At 68.0% G+C, this 17,638-nt stretch carries 20 protein-coding genes and 1 tRNA gene; 14 read left to right on the forward strand and 7 right to left on the reverse strand.

Features of this window, described 5'->3' with window-relative positions:
- Positions 1 to 17: 17 nt before the first annotated feature.
- Positions 18 to 845 carry a class I SAM-dependent methyltransferase gene (locus HDC31_RS04495; RefSeq protein WP_113681826.1) on the reverse strand — a complete coding sequence of 276 codons (828 nt, stop codon included), beginning with the start codon at positions 843 to 845 and terminating at the stop codon, positions 18 to 20.
- Between the two features lie 59 nt (positions 846 to 904).
- Between HDC31_RS04495 and HDC31_RS04500 the strand changes: the two genes are divergently transcribed.
- Positions 905 to 1,654 carry a phosphoglyceromutase gene (locus tag HDC31_RS04500; protein ID WP_046746485.1) on the forward strand — a complete coding sequence of 250 codons (750 nt, stop codon included), beginning with the start codon at positions 905 to 907 and terminating at the stop codon, positions 1,652 to 1,654.
- A gap of 73 nt (positions 1,655 to 1,727) precedes the next feature.
- Here HDC31_RS04500 and phoU read toward each other — a convergent pair whose 3' ends face one another.
- On the reverse strand, positions 1,728 to 2,438 hold the full coding sequence (phoU, locus tag HDC31_RS04505) for a phosphate signaling complex protein PhoU (RefSeq protein WP_046746522.1): 711 nt from the start codon (positions 2,436 to 2,438) through the stop codon (positions 1,728 to 1,730).
- 216 nt (positions 2,439 to 2,654) lie between these two features.
- On the opposite strand from phoU, the gene HDC31_RS04510 reads away from it, so the two are divergent.
- Both HDC31_RS04510 and HDC31_RS04515 read left to right on the forward strand, forming a co-directional pair.
- Positions 2,655 to 3,878, forward strand: coding sequence for a cell wall metabolism sensor histidine kinase WalK (locus HDC31_RS04510; RefSeq protein WP_046746523.1), 1,224 nt, complete (start codon positions 2,655 to 2,657; stop codon positions 3,876 to 3,878).
- A complete protein-coding gene (locus HDC31_RS04515; RefSeq protein WP_045263359.1) occupies positions 3,875 to 4,558 on the forward strand; it encodes a response regulator transcription factor in 684 nt (227 codons plus the stop codon). Before HDC31_RS04510 ends, HDC31_RS04515 begins: the two co-directional genes overlap by 4 nt.
- 88 nt (positions 4,559 to 4,646) lie before the next feature.
- Here the strand turns inward: HDC31_RS04515 and HDC31_RS04520 are convergent, their stop codons facing one another.
- Complete coding sequence (locus HDC31_RS04520) at positions 4,647 to 5,180, reverse strand: restriction endonuclease subunit M (protein WP_046746524.1); 534 nt, start codon at positions 5,178 to 5,180, stop codon at positions 4,647 to 4,649.
- A gap of 137 nt (positions 5,181 to 5,317) precedes the next feature.
- Here HDC31_RS04520 and HDC31_RS04525 point away from each other — a divergent pair, with 137 nt between their 5' ends.
- The 6 genes from HDC31_RS04525 to HDC31_RS04550 all read left to right on the forward strand — a co-directional run bounded on the left by HDC31_RS04525 (position 5,318) and on the right by HDC31_RS04550 (position 10,859).
- Entirely contained in the window at positions 5,318 to 5,800 is a 483-nt protein-coding gene (locus HDC31_RS04525; RefSeq protein ID WP_017201416.1) for a CarD family transcriptional regulator, read from the forward strand.
- A 69-nt stretch (positions 5,801 to 5,869) separates the two neighbouring features.
- On the forward strand, positions 5,870 to 7,051 hold the full coding sequence (ispD, locus tag HDC31_RS04530) for a 2-C-methyl-D-erythritol 4-phosphate cytidylyltransferase (protein WP_058630987.1): 1,182 nt from the start codon (positions 5,870 to 5,872) through the stop codon (positions 7,049 to 7,051).
- Positions 7,052 to 7,120: 69 nt separating this feature from the next.
- Positions 7,121 to 7,711, forward strand: a complete 591-nt coding sequence (locus tag HDC31_RS04535; protein WP_113681572.1) for a short chain dehydrogenase — start codon at positions 7,121 to 7,123, stop codon at positions 7,709 to 7,711.
- Between the two features lie 71 nt (positions 7,712 to 7,782).
- Positions 7,783 to 9,183: a cysteine--tRNA ligase gene (gene cysS, locus HDC31_RS04540; RefSeq protein WP_113681571.1), complete on the forward strand. Its 1,401-nt coding sequence runs from the start codon at positions 7,783 to 7,785 to the stop codon at positions 9,181 to 9,183.
- Complete coding sequence (gene rlmB / locus HDC31_RS04545; RefSeq protein WP_058630990.1) at positions 9,176 to 10,180, forward strand: 23S rRNA (guanosine(2251)-2'-O)-methyltransferase RlmB; 1,005 nt, start codon at positions 9,176 to 9,178, stop codon at positions 10,178 to 10,180. Before cysS ends, rlmB begins: the two co-directional genes overlap by 8 nt.
- 37 nt (positions 10,181 to 10,217) lie before the next feature.
- Positions 10,218 to 10,859, forward strand: coding sequence for an NAD(P)-dependent oxidoreductase (locus HDC31_RS04550; protein ID WP_113681378.1), 642 nt, complete (start codon positions 10,218 to 10,220; stop codon positions 10,857 to 10,859).
- A 26-nt stretch (positions 10,860 to 10,885) separates the two neighbouring features.
- Here the strand turns inward: HDC31_RS04550 and HDC31_RS04555 are convergent, their stop codons facing one another.
- Both HDC31_RS04555 and HDC31_RS04560 read right to left on the reverse strand, forming a co-directional pair.
- Positions 10,886 to 12,190 carry a DUF4032 domain-containing protein gene (locus HDC31_RS04555; RefSeq protein WP_113681377.1) on the reverse strand — a complete coding sequence of 435 codons (1,305 nt, stop codon included), beginning with the start codon at positions 12,188 to 12,190 and terminating at the stop codon, positions 10,886 to 10,888.
- Between the two features lie 84 nt (positions 12,191 to 12,274).
- Positions 12,275 to 13,378 (reverse strand): ABC transporter ATP-binding protein, encoded by a 1,104-nt coding sequence (locus HDC31_RS04560; protein WP_046746531.1) that lies wholly within the window; start codon positions 13,376 to 13,378, stop codon positions 12,275 to 12,277.
- Between the two features lie 230 nt (positions 13,379 to 13,608).
- On the opposite strand from HDC31_RS04560, the gene HDC31_RS04565 reads away from it, so the two are divergent.
- The 3 genes from HDC31_RS04565 to HDC31_RS04575 all read left to right on the forward strand — a co-directional run bounded on the left by HDC31_RS04565 (position 13,609) and on the right by HDC31_RS04575 (position 15,184).
- Positions 13,609 to 14,553, forward strand: a complete 945-nt coding sequence (locus HDC31_RS04565; RefSeq protein WP_058630991.1) for a thioredoxin domain-containing protein — start codon at positions 13,609 to 13,611, stop codon at positions 14,551 to 14,553.
- Between the two features lie 45 nt (positions 14,554 to 14,598).
- A tRNA-Thr gene (locus tag HDC31_RS04570) sits at positions 14,599 to 14,671 on the forward strand.
- A gap of 114 nt (positions 14,672 to 14,785) precedes the next feature.
- Positions 14,786 to 15,184, forward strand: a complete 399-nt coding sequence (locus HDC31_RS04575; protein ID WP_113681376.1) for a VOC family protein — start codon at positions 14,786 to 14,788, stop codon at positions 15,182 to 15,184.
- Positions 15,185 to 15,222: 38 nt separating this feature from the next.
- Here HDC31_RS04575 and HDC31_RS04580 read toward each other — a convergent pair whose 3' ends face one another.
- On the reverse strand, positions 15,223 to 15,855 hold the full coding sequence (locus HDC31_RS04580; protein WP_113681375.1) for a hypothetical protein: 633 nt from the start codon (positions 15,853 to 15,855) through the stop codon (positions 15,223 to 15,225).
- Positions 15,856 to 15,970: 115 nt separating this feature from the next.
- Between HDC31_RS04580 and HDC31_RS04585 the strand changes: the two genes are divergently transcribed.
- Positions 15,971 to 16,249 (forward strand): hypothetical protein, encoded by a 279-nt coding sequence (locus HDC31_RS04585; RefSeq protein WP_061018024.1) that lies wholly within the window; start codon positions 15,971 to 15,973, stop codon positions 16,247 to 16,249.
- Positions 16,250 to 16,279: 30 nt separating this feature from the next.
- On the opposite strand, the gene HDC31_RS04590 is transcribed toward HDC31_RS04585, so the two are convergent.
- A complete protein-coding gene (locus HDC31_RS04590) occupies positions 16,280 to 16,603 on the reverse strand; it encodes a hypothetical protein (RefSeq protein WP_061018027.1) in 324 nt (107 codons plus the stop codon).
- Between the two features lie 181 nt (positions 16,604 to 16,784).
- Between HDC31_RS04590 and ppk2 the strand changes: the two genes are divergently transcribed.
- Complete coding sequence (gene ppk2 / locus HDC31_RS04595; RefSeq protein ID WP_374939220.1) at positions 16,785 to 17,630, forward strand: polyphosphate kinase 2; 846 nt, start codon at positions 16,785 to 16,787, stop codon at positions 17,628 to 17,630.
- Positions 17,631 to 17,638 lie beyond the last annotated feature (8 nt).

The following is a 17,638-nucleotide window of genomic DNA, read 5'->3' on the forward strand; positions in this document are numbered from 1 at the left end:
ACGTCGCCGGCCCGGAGTCAGTCCGCGCGCGGAGCGACGGCCGCCCATGGCAGTGTGACCTCGCCCAGACGCCAGCGCGTGCGCCCACCGATCACGGGCCAACCCTGATCACGCAGTGAACCGACCGCGGCGAGGAAACGCTGCGTCGCCCCGAAGGTCGACAACGGCGCGGCGCGGTCCCATTCGCGATCGAGGTCGACCAGGAGGGCATGGATGCGTTCGCCGGTGACGTTGCGGTGGATCAGTGCCTTGGGCAGGCGTTCGGCGACGATGCTCGGGTGCTCGAGGTCCGCGAGCCGGAGCGAGAGCGTGAACCGCAGCGGGGTCGCCTGTGCATCGATGTCGACCCAGCTCGAGACGCGGCCGATCTCGTCGCAGGTGCCCTCGAACAGCAGACCACCGGGCGCCAGCCGGGCGGCCATCCGTGACCAGGCGCCGGGGATATCCTGCTCGTCGTACTGGCGCAGCACGTTCATCGCGCGGATCACGGCTGCTCTGCGCCCATCGGGAAGCGGAACCTCGAAACCGCCGCGCGCGAACGTCACCGGAAGGTCGGACGCGAAGGAGGTTCGGCCCGCGCGCACCTCGTCGAGCTGCGCATCGGCCGTCGCGACGCGGGCGGGGTCGATCTCCAGTCCGCGCACCTCCACGTCGTCACGCACCCGGACCAGGCGCGTGGCGAGCTCGAAGGCCGTGACCCCGCTGGCGCCGTAGCCGAGGTCGACGACCAACGGGTCGGATGCTCGGCGCAGCGCCTCACTCGCGGCGATCCAGCGGTCGTTTCGCCGAAGGCGGTTCGTCCCCGTGGTGCCGCGGGTCGGCCGACCGAGGGGAGATGACGCCATGTCTCCATCCTCCCAGCATCCGACTCGGGTCCTCAGTCCCGGACGGATAAACTGACGGCATGACTGCGACGCGCACCCTCATCCTGCTCCGCCACGGCCGGAGCGAGTGGAACGAACTGAACCTGTTCACCGGTTGGGTGGACGTCCGCCTCAATGCGCAGGGCGAGAAGGAGGCACGCCGCGGCGGCGAGCTGCTGGCGGAGTCCGGCATCCTCCCCGACGTGCTGCACACCTCGCTGCTGAGCCGTGCCATCCAGACGGCGAACATCGCCCTGGATGCCGCCGACCGTCTGTGGATCCCGGTGACGCGCTCCTGGCGCCTGAACGAGCGTCACTATGGCGCGCTGCAGGGCAAGGACAAGGCACAGACGCTGGAAGAGTTCGGCCCGGAGCAGTTCCAGCTGTGGCGTCGTTCGTTCGACGTGCCGCCGCCCGTGCTCGACGACGAGAGCGAGTTCAGCCAGGTGAACGACGTCCGTTACGCGCACATCGACGGCGAGGTGCCGCGCACCGAGTCGCTCAAGCTCGTCATCGACCGCCTGCTGCCGTACTGGGAGAGCGCGATCGTCCCCGACCTCGAAGCCGGCAAGACCGTGCTCGTGACGGCGCACGGCAACTCGCTGCGTGGTCTCGTCAAGCACCTCGAGGGCATCAGCGACGACGACATCGCCGAGCTGAACATCCCGACCGGCATCCCGCTGGTGTACGAGCTGGACGAGAACAACGTCCCCACCGGCCCCGGCCGCTACCTCGACCCCGAGGCCGCCGCCGCCGGTGCAGCCGCCGTCGCGGCGCAGGGCAAGAAGTAGAAGCCCCCTCGCGGATACGACGGAGCCCCCGATGCGATGGCATCGGGGGCTCCGTCGTATCCGCGAGTGGGTGTCAAGCGTGGCCGAACTCCTGCTGACCGAGCTCCTGCTGCTCGACGGCGAGCGGGATGTCGTGTTCCTCGACCGCCCAGTCGCCCGTGGCGAGGTAGACGACCTTCTTCGCGACGGCCACCGCGTGGTCGGCGAAGCGCTCGTGGTACCGGCTGGCGAGCGTGGCATCGACGGTGGCCGTGGCCTCGCCCTTCCAGTTGTCGCTGAGCACCTTCTCGAAGACGGTGGCGTGCAGCTCATCGACGTCGTCATCGGCGTTGCGGATGGCGTCGGCGAAACGCAGGTCCTGCGTGCGCAGCAGTTCGGACAGGGTGCGGGCCACCTCGACGTCGAGCTCGCCCATCTTCACGAACGTGCCCTTGAGGCCCTTCGGAATGGCGCGCTCGGGGAAGCGGAGGCGGGCGAGCTGGGCGATGTGCTCCGACATGTCGCCCATGCGCTCGAGCGAGGCGCTCACGCGCAATGCCGTGACGACGATGCGGAGGTCGCGGGCGACCGGCTGCTGGCGCGCGAGGATCTCGATGGCCTGCTCGTCGAGGGCCACGGCCAGCTCGTCGATCTTCGCGTCGTCGGCGATGACCTCTTCGGCCAGAGCCACGTCGCTCGTCGCGAACGCCCTGGTGGCCTTGTCGATGGACACCGTGACGAGGTCGGCGATCTCGACGAGGCGGTTCTGCAGGTCCTCGAGGGACTGGTGGAAGACTTCGCGCATGTTGGGGCGCAACCTTTCATTCGGATCTCGGCTGGATCAGCGCGAGGCGGCGGGTCGTCCGCACGAGAGCAGGTCTGTGCTCCCGCACAGGCCCGAAGCGATTGTCTGCTTCGAAGGTTAACGAACGGTGCCCAGCACGTGAATAGTACTTCTCCTGTTCCCGCCAGGGCGCGGAAACCCGCCGGACGGACGGTGAACGCACTCTACGCTGGAGTCATGACCCTGCCGCAGCTCGCGCTGTCTTCGCTCGCCATCGGGCTCGTGATCGGCGTCGGCCTGTCGCTCCTCGTGGTGTGGGCGTACCGAGCGCGGGCTCGAGTGCAGGAGGAGACGTCGCTGGCGATCCCCGCCGGCATCACCGACGTCCTGCACAGCATGGACGATGCGGCGGCGATCGTCGACGCCTCCGGTCTGGTGCTGGCCGCATCGCAGGCCGCGACGCGCTTCGGGATCGATGTCGGCTCGACTCTCGACAACCCGGAGCTCCGGCAGCTCGTCCGCGGCGTCAGAGAGGCCGGCGGCTCCGTCACCGAGTCGATGCGCATCACGCGCGGCGGGGTGAGCCTCGACCCCCGCCTGGTCTCGGCTCGGGCCAGCGTGATCGGCAGCCGCCTCGTCCTGCTGATCATCCGTGATGTCACGGAGCAGGAACGACTGGACCAGATGCGTCGCGACTTCGTGGCGAACACGAGCCACGAACTGAAGACGCCGGTCGGTGCGGTGAGCCTGCTCGCCGAGGCGATCGAGTCGGCGGCCGACGATCCCTCCCAGGTGCGCATCTTCGCCGCGCGCATCTCGGCGGAGGCGGGTCGTCTCGGTCAGCTCACCGGTCGCATCATGAGCCTGTCCCGGCTCCAGGCCGAGGACGGGCTGTCCACGGTGGGGCCGGTCGCGATCGACGAGGTGATCGCCTCCTCCATCGAGGCCCATGTCGTGCAGGCCGATTCCGCCGGCGTGGAACTCGCCAGGGGTGGAGACCGTGGTGTCTGGGTGCGCGGCGATGCGCAGATCCTGATCGAGGCGGTCGGCAACCTGATCGCCAACGCCATCGTCTACTCGCCGCGCGGCTCCCGAGTGGGCGTGGGCGTACGGGCGGAAGACGGTGTGGTCGAGATCGCGGTGTCGGATCAGGGCATCGGCATCGCGGAAGCAGATCGCGAGCGCATCTTCGAGCGGTTCTATCGGGCCGACGAAGCCCGATCGCGGCGCACGGGCGGCACGGGCCTCGGCCTGTCCATCGTCAAGCACGCCACCCAGCGTCACGGTGGCGAAGTGCGGCTGTGGTCCCGTCCCGGTCGCGGGTCCACGTTCACGATCCGGCTTCCTCGGATCGATGCCCCAGACAATCGCGACGCGGGCAAGAAGAACAAGAAGAAGCGCGCGCGCAAGGCGGCCAAGAACGCCGCGTCCGCCCGCGTGCGAAACGGAGAGAGAGCATGACCCGAATCCTTCTCGTCGAAGACGAGCCCGACCTCGCCGACCCGCTCGCCTACCTGCTCCGACGCGAGGGGTACGAGGTGGAGATCGCGGAGGACGGCCCCGGCGCACTCGCGGCCTTCCGGGAGCGCGGTGCCGACATCGTGCTGCTCGACCTGATGCTGCCGGGGATGCCGGGCACCGAGGTGTGTCGGCAGATCCGCTCGACCTCTGCTGTGCCGATCATCATGCTCACCGCCAAGGACTCCGAGGTCGACATCGTCGTCGGCCTCGAACTCGGAGCGGACGACTACATCACGAAGCCCTACTCGTCCCGGGAGCTGCTCGCCAGGATGCGGGCGGTGCTGCGCCGGGTGGTCCAGGCGGACGGTGAACTGGACGAGCGTGTGCTGGACGGTGGACGTGTGTCTCTCGACATCGACAGACACACCGTCTCCGTGGCAGGTGCGCAGATCAACATGCCGCTGAAGGAGTTCGAGCTGCTCGAGGTGCTGATGCGCAACTCGGGACGCGTCCTGACCAGGGGGCAGCTCATCGACCGCGTGTGGGGGAGCGACTACTTCGGCGACACCAAGACGCTGGACGTGCACATCAAGCGCATCCGCTCGCGCATCGAGGAGAACCCGAGCGAGCCCGTCATGCTCGTCACGGTGCGTGGTCTGGGGTACCGCTTCGAGGGCTGAGCGTCCGATCGGTGGCGCATGCTGCCGGTGAGACGCAGAAGAGGCCGGTACCCCGAGGGGTGCCGGCCTCTTCTCGCTGCGTGCGGCGTCAGTTCGAGGGCGCCGGGGCTGCCGTATCGGTCGGCAGCGGGGTCGGCGACGATGTGGGTGCCTTCTCGCTGGGGACCAGATCCGAGTAGTAGGGGAGGGTGCCGTCGAGCACCGGCACCTGGGTCTTGACTCCGGTGGAATCTCCCGACTGGAAGTGGATCTCGACGGTAGCGCCGGGCTTGGTGTCGAGGCCCACGATGCGCACCGGGTCGGCGTCAGAGCCGAGGCTCACGGTGTCGTTCGCCGGGACCGTGATGGCGAAGGGGTCGACACCCTCGACGGTGACGGTGAGCGTGGCCTTCTCGTCGGTCGGGTTCACGATCGCGGCGACGAAGTTGCCGACCGAACCGTCCTCCGTGGCGACCACGAGGGCGTTGCGCACGTCGATGGGCCCGTCTTCGTCGGAGACGTTCACTCCGTCGGAGGCGGCGTACTCGGTCTTGGTGGACTGCGGGGTGATGAACGTGCACCCGGTCGCACCGAGCAGAACGAGGGCGCTGAGGGCTGCAGACGCAACAAGGCGCGATTTCACGGGTCCTCCTGAGGTCCGGCGGGGATATCCGGAACCATTCTATGCGTAAGTCGTGAGGGCTCCTGCGGCCCTGGGGGCGCGAACCTTAGCGCATGTCCCCTGTGGTATCCTTGAGGTTGCCGAAAGGACACGTTTTTATGCTTTTTGAGGTTGGCGAGACCGTCGTCTATCCCCACCATGGCGCTGCGACCATCATCGAGGTCAAGGAGCGCATCATCAAGGGTGAGGCGAAGAAATACCTGAAGCTCAACGTCACCCAGGGAGATCTCATCATCGAGGTCCCCGCGGAGAATGTCGACCTGGTCGGCGTTCGCGACGTGATCGGCAAGGAGGGCCTCGATCATGTTTTCGAGGTGCTGCGAGCACCCTTCACAGAAGAGCCGACGAACTGGTCGCGCCGGTACAAGGCGAACCTCGAGAAGCTCGCCTCCGGCGATGTGATCAAGGTCAGCGAGGTCGTGCGCGACCTGTGGCGCCGTGACCAGGACCGCGGTCTGTCCGCGGGTGAGAAGCGGATGCTGGCGAAGGCTCGCCAGATCCTCATCTCGGAGCTGGCGCTCGCCGAGAAGACCGACGAGGACAAGGCGGGCGCACTGCTCGACGAGGTTCTCGCTTCCTGAGCTCTTCCACGACGAAAGGCGGGTGCTTCGGCACCCGCCTTTCGTCGTCTCGGCCGGTAACGTGAAGCCGTGACCATCCTTCCCGTTCCACGCACAGCGATCATCGTCGTGGCCGCAGGCTCCGGCACCCGACTGGGGGCGAGCGCCCCGAAGGCCTTCGTCGGCGTCGACTCCCGTTCCGTGCTCCGCCATGCGCTCGACGGGGTGTTCGCCGCCGCGCCGGCCCAGGTCGTCGTGGTCGCCCCCGCAGGCTGGGAGGGCGACGCCGAGACCGAGCTGCGCGAAGCGGCGGGGGAGCGCGCCGATTTGGGGCGCGTGGTCACCGGCGGCGCGACCAGGCAGCAGTCGGTGGCCGCGGGTCTGAGCGCGCTCTGGGGCGACATCGAGACGGTGCTGGTGCATGACGCCGCACGTGCGCTCACCCCTCCTTCACAGATCGATGCCGTCGCAGAGGCTGTGACCGCAGGGGTCGGCGTGATTCCGACGCTGCCCGTCGTCGACACGCTCAAGAGGGTCGTCGATGGAACCGTGGCGGCCGCCGTCGACCGTTCCGAGCTCGCAGCGGCGCAGACGCCACAGGGCTTTCCGCGGGCAGCGCTGGAGGCCGCCTACGCCGCCGCGCGGGAGAGCGGGGTCGAGTACACCGACGATGCGGCGCTGTTCGCGGCGACAGGCCGCCCCGTGCGGCACATCGACGGCTCCGAACGCGCGTTCAAGATCACCACGCCGGCCGACCTCGAGCGCGCGAGACACCTTCTGGGCTCGCACAACGCAGGCGCCGGCATCCCGCGGGTGGGCATCGGCACGGACGTTCACGCCTTCGGCGGCGAGGGCGACCTCTGGCTCGCCGGTCTGGAGTGGCCAGGGGAGCAGCCTCTGTCCGGCCATTCGGATGGAGACGCGGTCGCCCATGCCATCGTCGATGCGCTCCTGGGAGCGGCGGGCATCGGCGACATCGGCGAGCACTTCGGCACCGCCCATCCCGAGTATGCGGGGGCCCATGCCGAGGTCTTCCTGGCCCGCACGCGCGAGCTGCTCCGGGAAGCCGGCTTCGCGGTCGGGAACGTCTCGGTCCAGTTCCAGGGGAACCGTCCGAAGTTCAGCCCGCGACGGTCGGAAGCCCAGGAGCTCCTCAGTGGGATCCTCGGCGCTCCGGTGTCCGTGACAGCCACCACGACCGACGGGCTGGGATTCACCGGGCGGGCGGAGGGCATCGCGGTCACCGCGATCGCGACGGTCTTCCCGCTCTGACTCGGCGGGGGAATGCGCGGTCCGTGCGGATCGTTTCCTGTCGACGAGACCATCACAGAAGGAGCCGCAGTGAAGATCCTCATCATCGGAGCCAGTGGGAATGTCGGACGGGCGGCAGTCGGAGCGCTCGAAGGTCACGACATCGTGGCCGCCTCGCGGAGCGGTGATCCGTCGGTCGACGTGACGGACCCGACATCCATCGAGCGGCTCTTCGACGATGTGGGCCACGTGGATGCGGTCATCGCCGCTGTCGGCAGCGTCCCGTTCGCACCGCTGGCCGAGCTCGGGCGTGACGACTTCGAATCCGCGCTCCGTGGCAAGGTGCTGTCCCAGCTCGACATCGTCCGCATCGGTACGCGGTTCGTGCGTGACGGCGGCTCCTTCACCCTCACCTCCGGCATCCTGGCCCGCGAGCCGATCGCCACGGGTGCCGCGGCCTCGCTCGCGAACGGAGCGATCGAGGCGTTCGTGCTGGGCGCAGCCGCCGAGCTCCCGCGTGCGATCCGCATCAACGCCGTCAGCCCCTCAGTGCTCGAGGACGCGCCTTCCTACCATTCGTCGTTCCCCGGGTTCGTCCCGGTGTCCTCGTACCGGGTCGGCATGGCGTACGCGAAGAGCGTCCTCGGCGTGCAGACGGGACAGATCTTCCCCGTGGACTGAGTTCGCCCGTCATGGATGACGCATTCGCACGCGCCCAGGCTCAGGAACGACGCTCCCGGTAAGCTTGAGCGGTGACAGTCCGCCTCTACGACACCCGCGCGCAGCAGTTGCGCGACTTCGTGCCTCTCGATCCTGAGAACATCACGATGTACGTGTGCGGACCCACCGTGCAGTCGGGCCCGCACATCGGGCACGTCAGAGCGGCCCTCAGCTTCGATCTCCTGCGGCGCTGGCTCGAGTACCGCCACGGTCGCGTGACGTTCGTCCGCAACGTGACGGACATCGATGACAAGGTGCTCGCCAACGCGACCGAGTCCGAGCCGTGGTGGGCGCTGGCCTACCGGATGGAGCGCGAGTTCACCGCTGCCTATGCGGGCGTGGGGATCCTCCCGCCGACCTACGAGCCCCGAGCCACGGCGTCGGTTCCGCAGATGCAGGAGCTCATCGCGCTGCTGATCGAGCGCGGCCACGCCTACCCTGCGCCGGACGGATCGGGGGACGTCTACTTCGACGTGCGCTCCTGGTCCGACTACGGCTCACTCACCCATCAGTCGCTGGACGCGATGGAAGCGGCGGAGGACGCGGATCCCCGAGGCAAGCGGAATCCGCAGGACTTCGCGCTCTGGAAGGGGAGCAAGCCCGAGGAGCCGTCCGATGCGACCTGGGCATCGCCCTGGGGGACCGGCCGTCCCGGATGGCACATCGAATGCTCCGCGATGTCGAAGCGTTATCTCGGCGCGGAGTTCGACATCCACGGCGGCGGGCTCGATCTGCGTTTCCCCCATCACGAGAACGAGCTCGCGCAGTCGACCGCAGCAGGAGACGGCTTCGCCCGCTATTGGGTGCACAACGGCCTCGTGACCGTCGACGGGCAGAAGATGTCGAAGTCGCTCGGCAACTTCACGTTGGCCACCGACGTCCTCGCCGCGCACGAGCCGCTGGTGGTGCGCTACGCGCTCGCTTCGGCGCACTATCGTTCGAGTCTCGACCTCAGCGAGTCGTCGTGGGCGGAGGCGGAGGCCGCGCTCGGTCGCATCGCGACGTTCCAGCAGCGTGCCGCACGCGTTGCCGAAGGGGGCATCGGATTCTTCGTGTCGCAGAGTCTTCCCGAGGCCTTCGTGGCCGCGATGGATGATGATCTCGGGGTTCCGGAGGCGCTGGCTGTTCTGCACGAGACGGTGCGCGCGGGCAACTCGGCGCTCGATGCGGGGGAGACGGAAGCCGCGCTGCACGCTCTTCGGGCCGTGCTGGCGATGACCTCCGTCCTCGGTCTCACCGCCTCATCCGGCGCGAGGACTCACGCGTCGGAGTCTGTGCTGGACGCTCTCGTCCAGACGATGATCACCCAGCGCGCACAGGCACGCGCTGACAAGGACTGGGCGGCGGCCGATCGCATCCGAGATGCGATCGCCGCCGCAGGAATCACGCTGGAGGACACTCCGGCCGGAACTCATTGGAGTATCGATGGCTAAGCCAGGGCGCCCCGGCGCGAGCAAGGGAAACAAGAAGGGCCCGACCAAGGGCACCGGCGGACTCGGGCGCAAGGCGCTCGAGGGTCGCGGACCGACGCCGAAGGCGGAGGACCGCGCCTGGCACCCGGCGGGCAAGCGCAAGGCTGCGGCCGAGCGGTACGCCGCGGCGACCGGCGGCAAGGGGCGGCCGGGCGGCGGACGTCCCGGGGCTGGCGGCGGGAACCGCGCGTCCAAGGCCAAGGCAGGAGACGACACCGAGATCGTCACGGGTCGCAACTCGGTGCTCGAGGCACTGCGGGCGAAGATCCCGGCGACGGCCTTCTACATCGCGCAGCGCGTGGAGATGGACGACCGTGTGAAGGAGATGCTCTCGATCGCGACCCACCGCGGCATCCCCGTGCTCGAGGTCACGCGTCCCGAGCTCGACCGGATGGCCGGCTTCGACGGCGTGCACCAGGGCGTCGCGATCAAGGTGCCCCCGTACGAGTACGCGCACCCCCAGGATCTGCTCGAGCAGGTCATCGACCAGGGCCACGTGCCGCTGTTCGTGGCGCTCGACGGCATCACCGACCCCCGCAACCTCGGCGCGATCATCCGCTCCACGGCGGCGTTCGGCGGCCATGGCGTCATCCTTCCTCAGCGTCGCTCGGCGAGCGTCAACTCCGCGGCCTGGAAGACCAGCGCCGGAGCGGTCGCCCGCACCCCGGTGGCTCTCGCGAGCAACCTCACCACGCAGCTCAAGGAGTTCAAGAAGCAGGGTGTCTTCGTGCTCGGGCTCGACGGTGACGGCGACGTGTCGCTTCCGGAACTGCAGCTGGCCGATCGCCCCGTCGTGATCGTGGTCGGCTCCGAGGGCAAGGGGCTCTCCCGTCTCGTCTCCGAGACCTGCGACCAGATCGTCTCGATTCCGATCTCCGCGGCCACCGAGTCGCTGAACGCCGGCATCGCGACGTCCGTCGCGCTGTACCAGGTCGCGTCGCTCCGCGCCGCGAAGTGATTCCATCGCCACATACGTCTGACTAGGGGAGAACCGCCTGGCTCGCATCGTCGTCCTCGGAGGAACCGGCTACGCCGGCCGTCACATCGTTGCCGAGGCGGTGTCGCGCGGTCATGCGGTCATCGCCCTGTCGCGCTCGGAACCGACGGATCCCGTCGCCGGCGCTGCGTATCTGCAGGGCACGGCGCTGGACCTCGACTCGTTGGCCCCGGCGCTCGACGGAGCGGATGCGGTGGTGTCCGCGCTGTCTCCTCGCGGCGACATGGAGAACAGGGTCCTGGAGGCGTTGAGCGGGCTCGTCGATCGACTCACCGGGACGGAGACGCGCCTGGGCGTGATCGGCGGTGCTGGGGGCAGTCTCGTCGCTCCCGGTGGGCCGCGTCTGTTCGATCAGGATTTCCCCGAGGAGTACAAGCACGAGGCGCAGGTCGGCATCGACTCGCTCGCACTGCTCGAAGCCACCGATCCGCGTCTGGACTGGTTCTTCGTGCACCCCGCCGAGGTTTTCGGTCCGTGGGCAGAGGGCGAGCGCACCGGACACTACCGTGACGGCGGCGATGTGATCGTCCGCGACGACGAGGGCAAGTCGTTCATCTCGGGGGCCGACTTCGCGGTCGCGGTGGTCGATGAGATCGAGCAGGGCAACCACCATCGCGAGCGGTTCACCGTCGGCTACTGAGTCGCGGCCCCGACGCCTCGGAGCGGTCAGACCAGATCGCGCCAGTCGACGTCATCATCGTCGTCGGCGGTCGGCGTCGCGCCCGTGATGACGGGAAGGCTCATCGTCTCGGTGGGCGGGCCCATGATCGTGGCCTCGTCGCGGCGATGGCGCAGCACCTCGTTGATGTAGCTGGTGAGCACCTCGGCGAGGGGGATGGAGCGTCCCTCCGCCTGGGACAGGTACCAGCGGTGCTCCAGCACCTGGTGGAAGACCTCGGCAGGCTCGAGCTTGGCCCTCAGCTCATAGGGGATCGCACGGACGACGGGCTCGAAGACACGGGTGAGCCATTCGTGGGCGTACATCTCCTCGTCCGCCCACTGCTTGGTCGAGCGGGCGCGGAACTCGTCGAGGTCGTTGAGCAGGCGACGGGCCTGGTTCTCCTCGACGTCGAGGCCTGTGAGGCGGATCAGGCGCCGCTGGTGATGCCCTGCGTCGACGACCTTCGGCTGGATCTCCACGACGGTGCCGTCGGCTGTCGTGGACATGGACATCTCGTCGATGTCGAAGCCGAGGGCGTTGAGGCGCTCGACCCGTTCCGTGATGCGCCACGTCTCGGCCGCGGAGAACGACTCCTGAGCGGTGAGCTCGGCCCACAGCGACCGGTACGACGACACGATGCCGTCCGCGATCGCCACGGCATCCACTCCGTGCTCCAGACGTCCACCGGCCGCGAGGTCCATGATCTCGCCGGCGATGTTGGTGCGGGCGAGGTCGAGGTCATACGCGCGCTGGCCGTCAGTGAGGCCCTCCTCGTGGAGCTCCCCGGTCTCCGCGTCGACGAGGTAGGCCGCGAACGCACCGGCATCGCGCCGGAAGAGGGTGTTCGACAGCGAGACGTCGCCCCAGTAGAAGCCGACGTTGTGCAGGCGCACCAGAAGCAGCGCGAGCGCGTCGACGAGACGGTTCGCGGTGTCAGGGCGCAGCACCCGCGTGAACAGCGCGCGATACGGCATCGAGAAGCGCAGGTGTGATGTGACCAGGGCGGCGGGGAGGGGGTCACCATGGGCATCGGTGCGGCCGGCGATCACGGCGACCCTGTCGACGCATGGCACATCGAGGCGCGCCAGGTTGCCGAGCATGTCGTATTCGCGCTGGGCCATCTCCGCAGTGGTCTCCTTGACGGCGACGACGCGACCGGAGAGATCGGCGAATCGCACGAGGTGGCGGGAGAGCCCCTTCGGGAGCGACACGATGTGCTCGGACGGCCAATTGGCGAGGGTGGTCGACCAGGGGAGCGCGAGCAGCCCTGGATCGATCTTGCTGGCGGTGATCCGCAGCGAGTCCTGCATGGTGCTCCCTGATGGCGGGCGGTGAGGAAAAAGAGACGCGGCGCAGGTGACCGAAGTCAGCCCGCGCCGCGTCTGTGGATCCGATCAGGCGGAGACGACCGGCTTGTCGTTCAGTCGCACGCCGGACTCGCTGTCGAACGCGTGCACGTGACCCGCGTTGGCAGCCAGCGTGACCGTCTCGCCGGCGTTCGGGTGGCTGCGGCCGTCGACACGGGCGACCAGGTCGGTGCGCTTGCCGTTGATGTCGGTGTGACCGTAGAGGTAGCCGTCTGCGCCGAGCTCCTCGACCAGGTCGACGACGACCGAGAGGCCCTTGCCGTCTGCCGGGCCGACGGTGATGTCCTCGGGGCGGACGCCGACCGTGACCTGCGAGCCGTTGGCGCGGCCGACGGTGTCGCGGTCGAGCGGCACGACCTCGGTGCCGAAGCGCACGCCGCCGTCGGCCAGGTCGGCCGAGAACAGGTTCATCGCGGGCGAGCCGATGAAGCCGGCGACGAAGACGTTCTCGGGCTTTTCGTACAGGTCGCGCGGCGAGCCGACCTGCTGGAGCAGGCCGTCCTTGAGCACGGCGATACGGTCGCCCATGGTGAGCGCCTCGGTCTGGTCGTGCGTGACGTAGACCGTGGTGACGCCGAGGCGACGCTGCAGCGACGCGATCTGTGTACGGGTCTGGACGCGGAGCTTGGCGTCGAGGTTCGACAGCGGCTCGTCCATGAGGAAGACCTGGGGCTGACGGACGATCGCGCGGCCCATGGCCACACGCTGACGCTGACCACCCGAGAGAGCCTTCGGCTTGCGGGTCAGGTACTGCTCGAGGTCGAGGAGCTTGGCGGCCTCGAGGACGCGCGACGCACGCTCCTCCTTGCCGACGCCGGCGATCTTGAGCGCGAAGCCCATGTTCTCGGCGACGGTCATGTGCGGGTACAGCGCGTAGTTCTGGAAGACCATGGCGATGTCACGGTCCTTCGGCGGCACGTCGGTCACGTCGCGGTCACCGATGAGGATGCGGCCGGCGTTGACCTCTTCCAGGCCGGCGAGCATGCGGAGGGACGTCGACTTACCGCAACCGGAAGGTCCGACGAGGACGAGGAACTCGCCGTCACCGACCTCGAGGTTCAGCTTGTCGACGGCGGGACGGGTTCCACCGGGGTACAGGCGGGTGGCCTCGTCGAAAGTCACAGATGCCATTGTCGTTTCTCCTTCACCGGCAGGTACGTGCCGGACGATCCGTAGTGATGAAGCGGTGGGATGAGCCACCGTGACCCGTCTTTGGGTCGAAGTCAGTATGACATGAACAGCGGTACCTGGGTATTTCTCAGCCTCACTGGCTAGCATCGAACTCGGCCGCGCCCAGCGGCGATCGTCGCCGAGCGGCGGTCGGGGCCAACCCGGACCCCCTCAGACTCACAAGAGGAACGATGTCGAGCGACGAAACGCCGAACGTCCCCACACCTCGCAATTCTCGCGAGGTCGTGCGGGAGAAGGCTCAGAAAGTGCACGCCCAGCAGTCGAGGGCGCGCCTCATGCGACGGATCATCATCGGTGCCGTCGCGATCGTCGCCGTAGGGGCGATCGGCACTGCGGTGACCCTTGCGGTGTCAGCACAGGTGTCGAAGCCGAAGCTCACCCCCACCGGAATGGAGTCGGACGGCGTGGTCGTCACCGACATCACCGCCGTGGCGGGGTCCGATGAGGTGCCGGTATCGCCCTCGGAGGAGCCGTCCGATGCCGCAGCCCCGGTGGAGCCGACGCCCGAGGCCACGGCCTCCGAGAAGGTCGACATCCACGTCTACGTCGACTACCTCTCGCCGGACGCGGGCAAGTTCGAGCGGGCCAACGCCCGCCAGCTGGCCGGCTGGATCAGCGAGGGAGCGGTCACGGTCAGCTACCACCCGGTCGCTCTGCTCACCGCGAGCTCGAACGGCACGAAGTACTCGCTGCGGTCCGCAGCGGCTGCCGCCTGCGTGGCCAGCCACTCGCCTGCACAGTTCTACGCGTTCAATCACGACCTGCTCGACAAGCAACCCGACGTGGGCAGCGACGGCATGTCGGATGAGGATCTCGCCAACCTCGCAGCCGCCGTCGGCACCGACAACACCAAGGCCGTGCGCTCGTGCATCGAGGACGGGGACTTCGTCAGCTGGGCGAAGGAAGCGACCACCCGCGCGCTCGAAGGACCACTGTCCGGTTCCAAGGACCTCAAGCTGAACGCGTCGCCCATGATCGTCGCGAACGGCGAGGCATACGTCGGTGCGTTCGACGATCCCGCCGAGTTCTCGCAGTTCGTGCTCAGCGTGGCCAGCGACGCCTCTCGCGAGACGCCGACCCCCACGCCGACTCCGACCACCACGCCTGCCTCCTAGGTCGAGGTGTGGTCGATGCCATCGCTAAGCTGATGGATGGCATCCGCCGACTTGGCGCAATTGGTAGCGCACCGTACTTGTAATACGGGGGTTACGGGTTCGAGTCCCGTAGTCGGCTCCGCACACGAAGGCCCGCATCCCCTTGGAAACACTGGGGATGCGGGCCTTCGTCGTCGCACTGATCGTGACCAGGGCGTGGACGCGAGCCCGTCCTTGACACCAGGATGGGCGCATGACTCTAGGCGACTTTCCGGTGAGGGCTTCGATCGGTGTGAAGGACATCAAGCGGTCCGCTTCCTTCTACGAAGGCATACTGGGGCTCGTCCCCGCAAGCATCGGCCCGAGCGCCGACATCGAAGGGGGCGCCCGTTTCTACGCGTGCGGGCAGGGCACCATGCTCAACGTCTTCGAGACCCCGACGGCGGGGTCGACGCACTCGACGGTCGCCACTTGGTACGTCGACGACCTCGATGCGATCGTCACAGCGTTGACGGCGGCCGGCGCTGAACTCGTCCACTACGACGGTTTCGACCAAGACGAACGAGGGATCGGCCCCCGTGCCGGCGGTGGTCGCATCGCTTGGGTGGAAGATCCTGACGGAAACACCCTCGCGTTCGAGACAGATGACTAGGAACGCGTCAGTCGTGTCCTCCGCCTTCCGGGTCGGAGTCAGCTGCAGAAGCCGGTTGCGGGAAGCGTGTCCGTGACGGTGATGCCGCGGACGAACGGCTCGGCTTCGGAGACCTCGAAGACCATCCACCGAGGACTCGTACCGACGACGTAGCCGGAGGTCCCCGGCGCCGCGTCGAATGCCCCGTCCGGTTCCGCGGTGGTGAGCTCGTCCAACGTCGATCCCAGGCCGATGCCGCTCTCCGTGAGAGGTGAGGTCGCCACGGGGCCGGACAGGGGGACATCGCCCGGCACGCGAATGGTGATGCCGCTCACGCCGCTCTCTCCGGGGTGACTGATGATCCCGAAGCTGGCCTGTGCGCCCTCCGCCGTTTCGTAGTACTCCAGGTCTTCGCAGGGGTCGGTCAGGGCGAACGTGGGGCTCAGCGCATCGACGATCGACTCCGAACCGAGCTCTGCGCGGCCGATCCCCTGGTCGGTGATGAGCCAGGTCGACGTGTCCGCCGCGTCGAAGCTCGGCGTCGATGACGGGGTCGGGCTCGGGGGAGCGGTCGGAGTGGTCGAGGCTGTCGCAGACGGGGTCGGATCCGCGCTCGGAGCCGAGCATGCGGCGAGGGTGATGGACAGGGCCGCGGCTGCGGCGAGGCTGACGAGCCGAACGGAGGTGCGCACAGGTCGAGCATAGGAGTGCGACAGGGATCGCCCGGGGACCGAGCGCTTCCCGCGAGGGTGTCGTCGGTCGCACGGCCGGCACCGGAACGGAACGCGGGCGTCCTAGGCTGGTCTGATGCTCAAAGGACTGATCCGCCCCGTCGAAGCCCACAGCGTGACCCTCAAGGGCGAAGACCTCGTCGAGGTCCGCGCGCAGCTCACGGCTCAGGCTCCCCAAGGGTGGGACCTGGTGTCGGCCATGGCGACGATGGAGAAGGCCGGGTCGATGCGCTCTGTCGAGGGCAAGTTCCTTCGCCGCGACGGGATTCGCGAGATCGAGGCCGACGACATGGCCGCGCTCGAGGGTCAGGTGCCGGAGGGATGGCAGTTGCTCTCCGTGTGGAAGACGGACTGACGTCTCCCTGCGTGTCCGGCGCGGGCGAGTTCAGCTCGCTTCGTCGATCGGCGGCGCCTCGACGACCTCTTCGATCAAGCTGATCCCGCCTGTCGAGCTCGCCGACTGCATGAGGTCCTGAATCCACTTCGGGTTCAACTGCGGCGCCTCCGGTTCGTCGAAGGTGAAACGGAGCGGAATCGACGGGTGCAGCCAGATCGTCGAGCGCCCGGGGGAGTCGCTGTCAGGGTGGCGCCACGACAGGGTGAAGCTCTCGTTGCGCCGCAGTTTCGTCGCGATGACCACCTTCAGATGTGCGAGCGCCCGATCCTCGATGTGGATCGCATCGCCGTTGCCGTACTGGATCGTTCCCATGGGGGAACCCTATCCGCCGACACCTCCCACCCGCTTCTGCCCTCAGCGGCACGCGGAGGCGAGACCATTCCGGAGTATCGCACTAGACGGTGATATGTTACTGACTGTTGAGTTTCCTGGCGGTCCTGCGGATGCGCCAGGTCGAAGACGGCGCAGGTGGCCGACTCCCCGCCGCGGCCACCTGCGCTTGCCTCCTGAAGGCGGGATCCCTGGAGTGCTCATGCCGGAAACGACGCCGGAAGGGCGGCACGATGTCACGGAGAAGCTTGCGCGCGCCGCGTACGAGCGCGAGAAGCGGCTGCTGCAGATCGAGCTCCTGAAACTGCAGGCGCACATCAAGCGCTCATCCGAACGTGCGCTCGTCCTCTTCGAAGGCCGCGACGCCGCGGGAAAAGGAGGCGCGATCAAGCGATTCATGGAGCATCTGAATCCTCGCGGTGCGCGTGTGGTCGCCCTCGACAGACCCAGCGACATCGAGCGCACGCAGTGGTACTTCCAGCGCTACGTCGCGCACCTGCCGTCGGGTGGCGAGATCGTCCTGATGGATCGTTCCTGGTACAACCGCGCGGGGGTCGAACGGGTCATGGGGTACTGCTCGTCTGCCGAGTACGAGGAGTTCCTCCAGACGGCACCGCAGTTCGAGCGCATGCTCGTCGGCTCGGGCATACGGCTCATCAAGCTGTGGTTCTCGGTCAGTGAGCACGAGCAGCGTCGACGCTTCGCCCGGCGGGCTGAAGACACTGTCAGGCAGTGGAAGCTGAGCCCGACCGACGTCGCGAGCATCGATCGATGGGATGACTACACGGCAGCGGAAGAGGCGATGTTCCGCCAGACCGACACCGCGGCACTTCCGTGGCTCGTCATCAGGTCGGACGACAAGAGACGAGCGCGACTGGAAGCGATGCGGTCTGTCCTCACCCGCTTCGACTATCCCGGCAAGGATCCTCTCATCGCTCACGCGCCGGACCCGCTGCTCGTCACCCGTCCGTCGCAGCACTACGGTGACGACGAGACGCCGACGCCGTGACCGGCACC

Source organism: Microbacterium sp. JAI119, from assembly GCF_013410135.1.
In the GTDB taxonomy this organism is placed as follows: domain Bacteria; phylum Actinomycetota; class Actinomycetes; order Actinomycetales; family Microbacteriaceae; genus Microbacterium; species Microbacterium oxydans.

Excerpts from the sequence above, each read along its gene's own strand:
- HDC31_RS04565 (WP_058630991.1), top strand. The coding sequence starts at position 13,609 with ATGTCGAGCGACGAAACGCCGAACGTCCCCACACCTCGCAATTCTCGC.
- HDC31_RS04510 (WP_046746523.1), top strand. The coding sequence starts at position 2,655 with ATGACCCTGCCGCAGCTCGCGCTGTCTTCGCTCGCCATCGGGCTCGTG.
- phoU (WP_046746522.1), bottom strand. The coding sequence starts at position 2,438 with ATGCGCGAAGTCTTCCACCAGTCCCTCGAGGACCTGCAGAACCGCCTC.
- HDC31_RS04500 (WP_046746485.1), top strand. The coding sequence starts at position 905 with ATGACTGCGACGCGCACCCTCATCCTGCTCCGCCACGGCCGGAGCGAG.
- rlmB (WP_058630990.1), top strand. The coding sequence starts at position 9,176 with ATGGCTAAGCCAGGGCGCCCCGGCGCGAGCAAGGGAAACAAGAAGGGC.
- HDC31_RS04575 (WP_113681376.1), top strand. The coding sequence starts at position 14,786 with ATGACTCTAGGCGACTTTCCGGTGAGGGCTTCGATCGGTGTGAAGGAC.
- HDC31_RS04560 (WP_046746531.1), bottom strand. The coding sequence starts at position 13,378 with ATGGCATCTGTGACTTTCGACGAGGCCACCCGCCTGTACCCCGGTGGA.
- HDC31_RS04585 (WP_061018024.1), top strand. The coding sequence starts at position 15,971 with ATGCTCAAAGGACTGATCCGCCCCGTCGAAGCCCACAGCGTGACCCTC.
- HDC31_RS04495 (WP_113681826.1), bottom strand. The coding sequence starts at position 845 with ATGGCGTCATCTCCCCTCGGTCGGCCGACCCGCGGCACCACGGGGACG.
- HDC31_RS04515 (WP_045263359.1), top strand. The coding sequence starts at position 3,875 with ATGACCCGAATCCTTCTCGTCGAAGACGAGCCCGACCTCGCCGACCCG.
- HDC31_RS04555 (WP_113681377.1), bottom strand. The coding sequence starts at position 12,190 with ATGCAGGACTCGCTGCGGATCACCGCCAGCAAGATCGATCCAGGGCTG.
- HDC31_RS04525 (WP_017201416.1), top strand. The coding sequence starts at position 5,318 with ATGCTTTTTGAGGTTGGCGAGACCGTCGTCTATCCCCACCATGGCGCT.
- HDC31_RS04590 (WP_061018027.1), bottom strand. The coding sequence starts at position 16,603 with ATGGGAACGATCCAGTACGGCAACGGCGATGCGATCCACATCGAGGAT.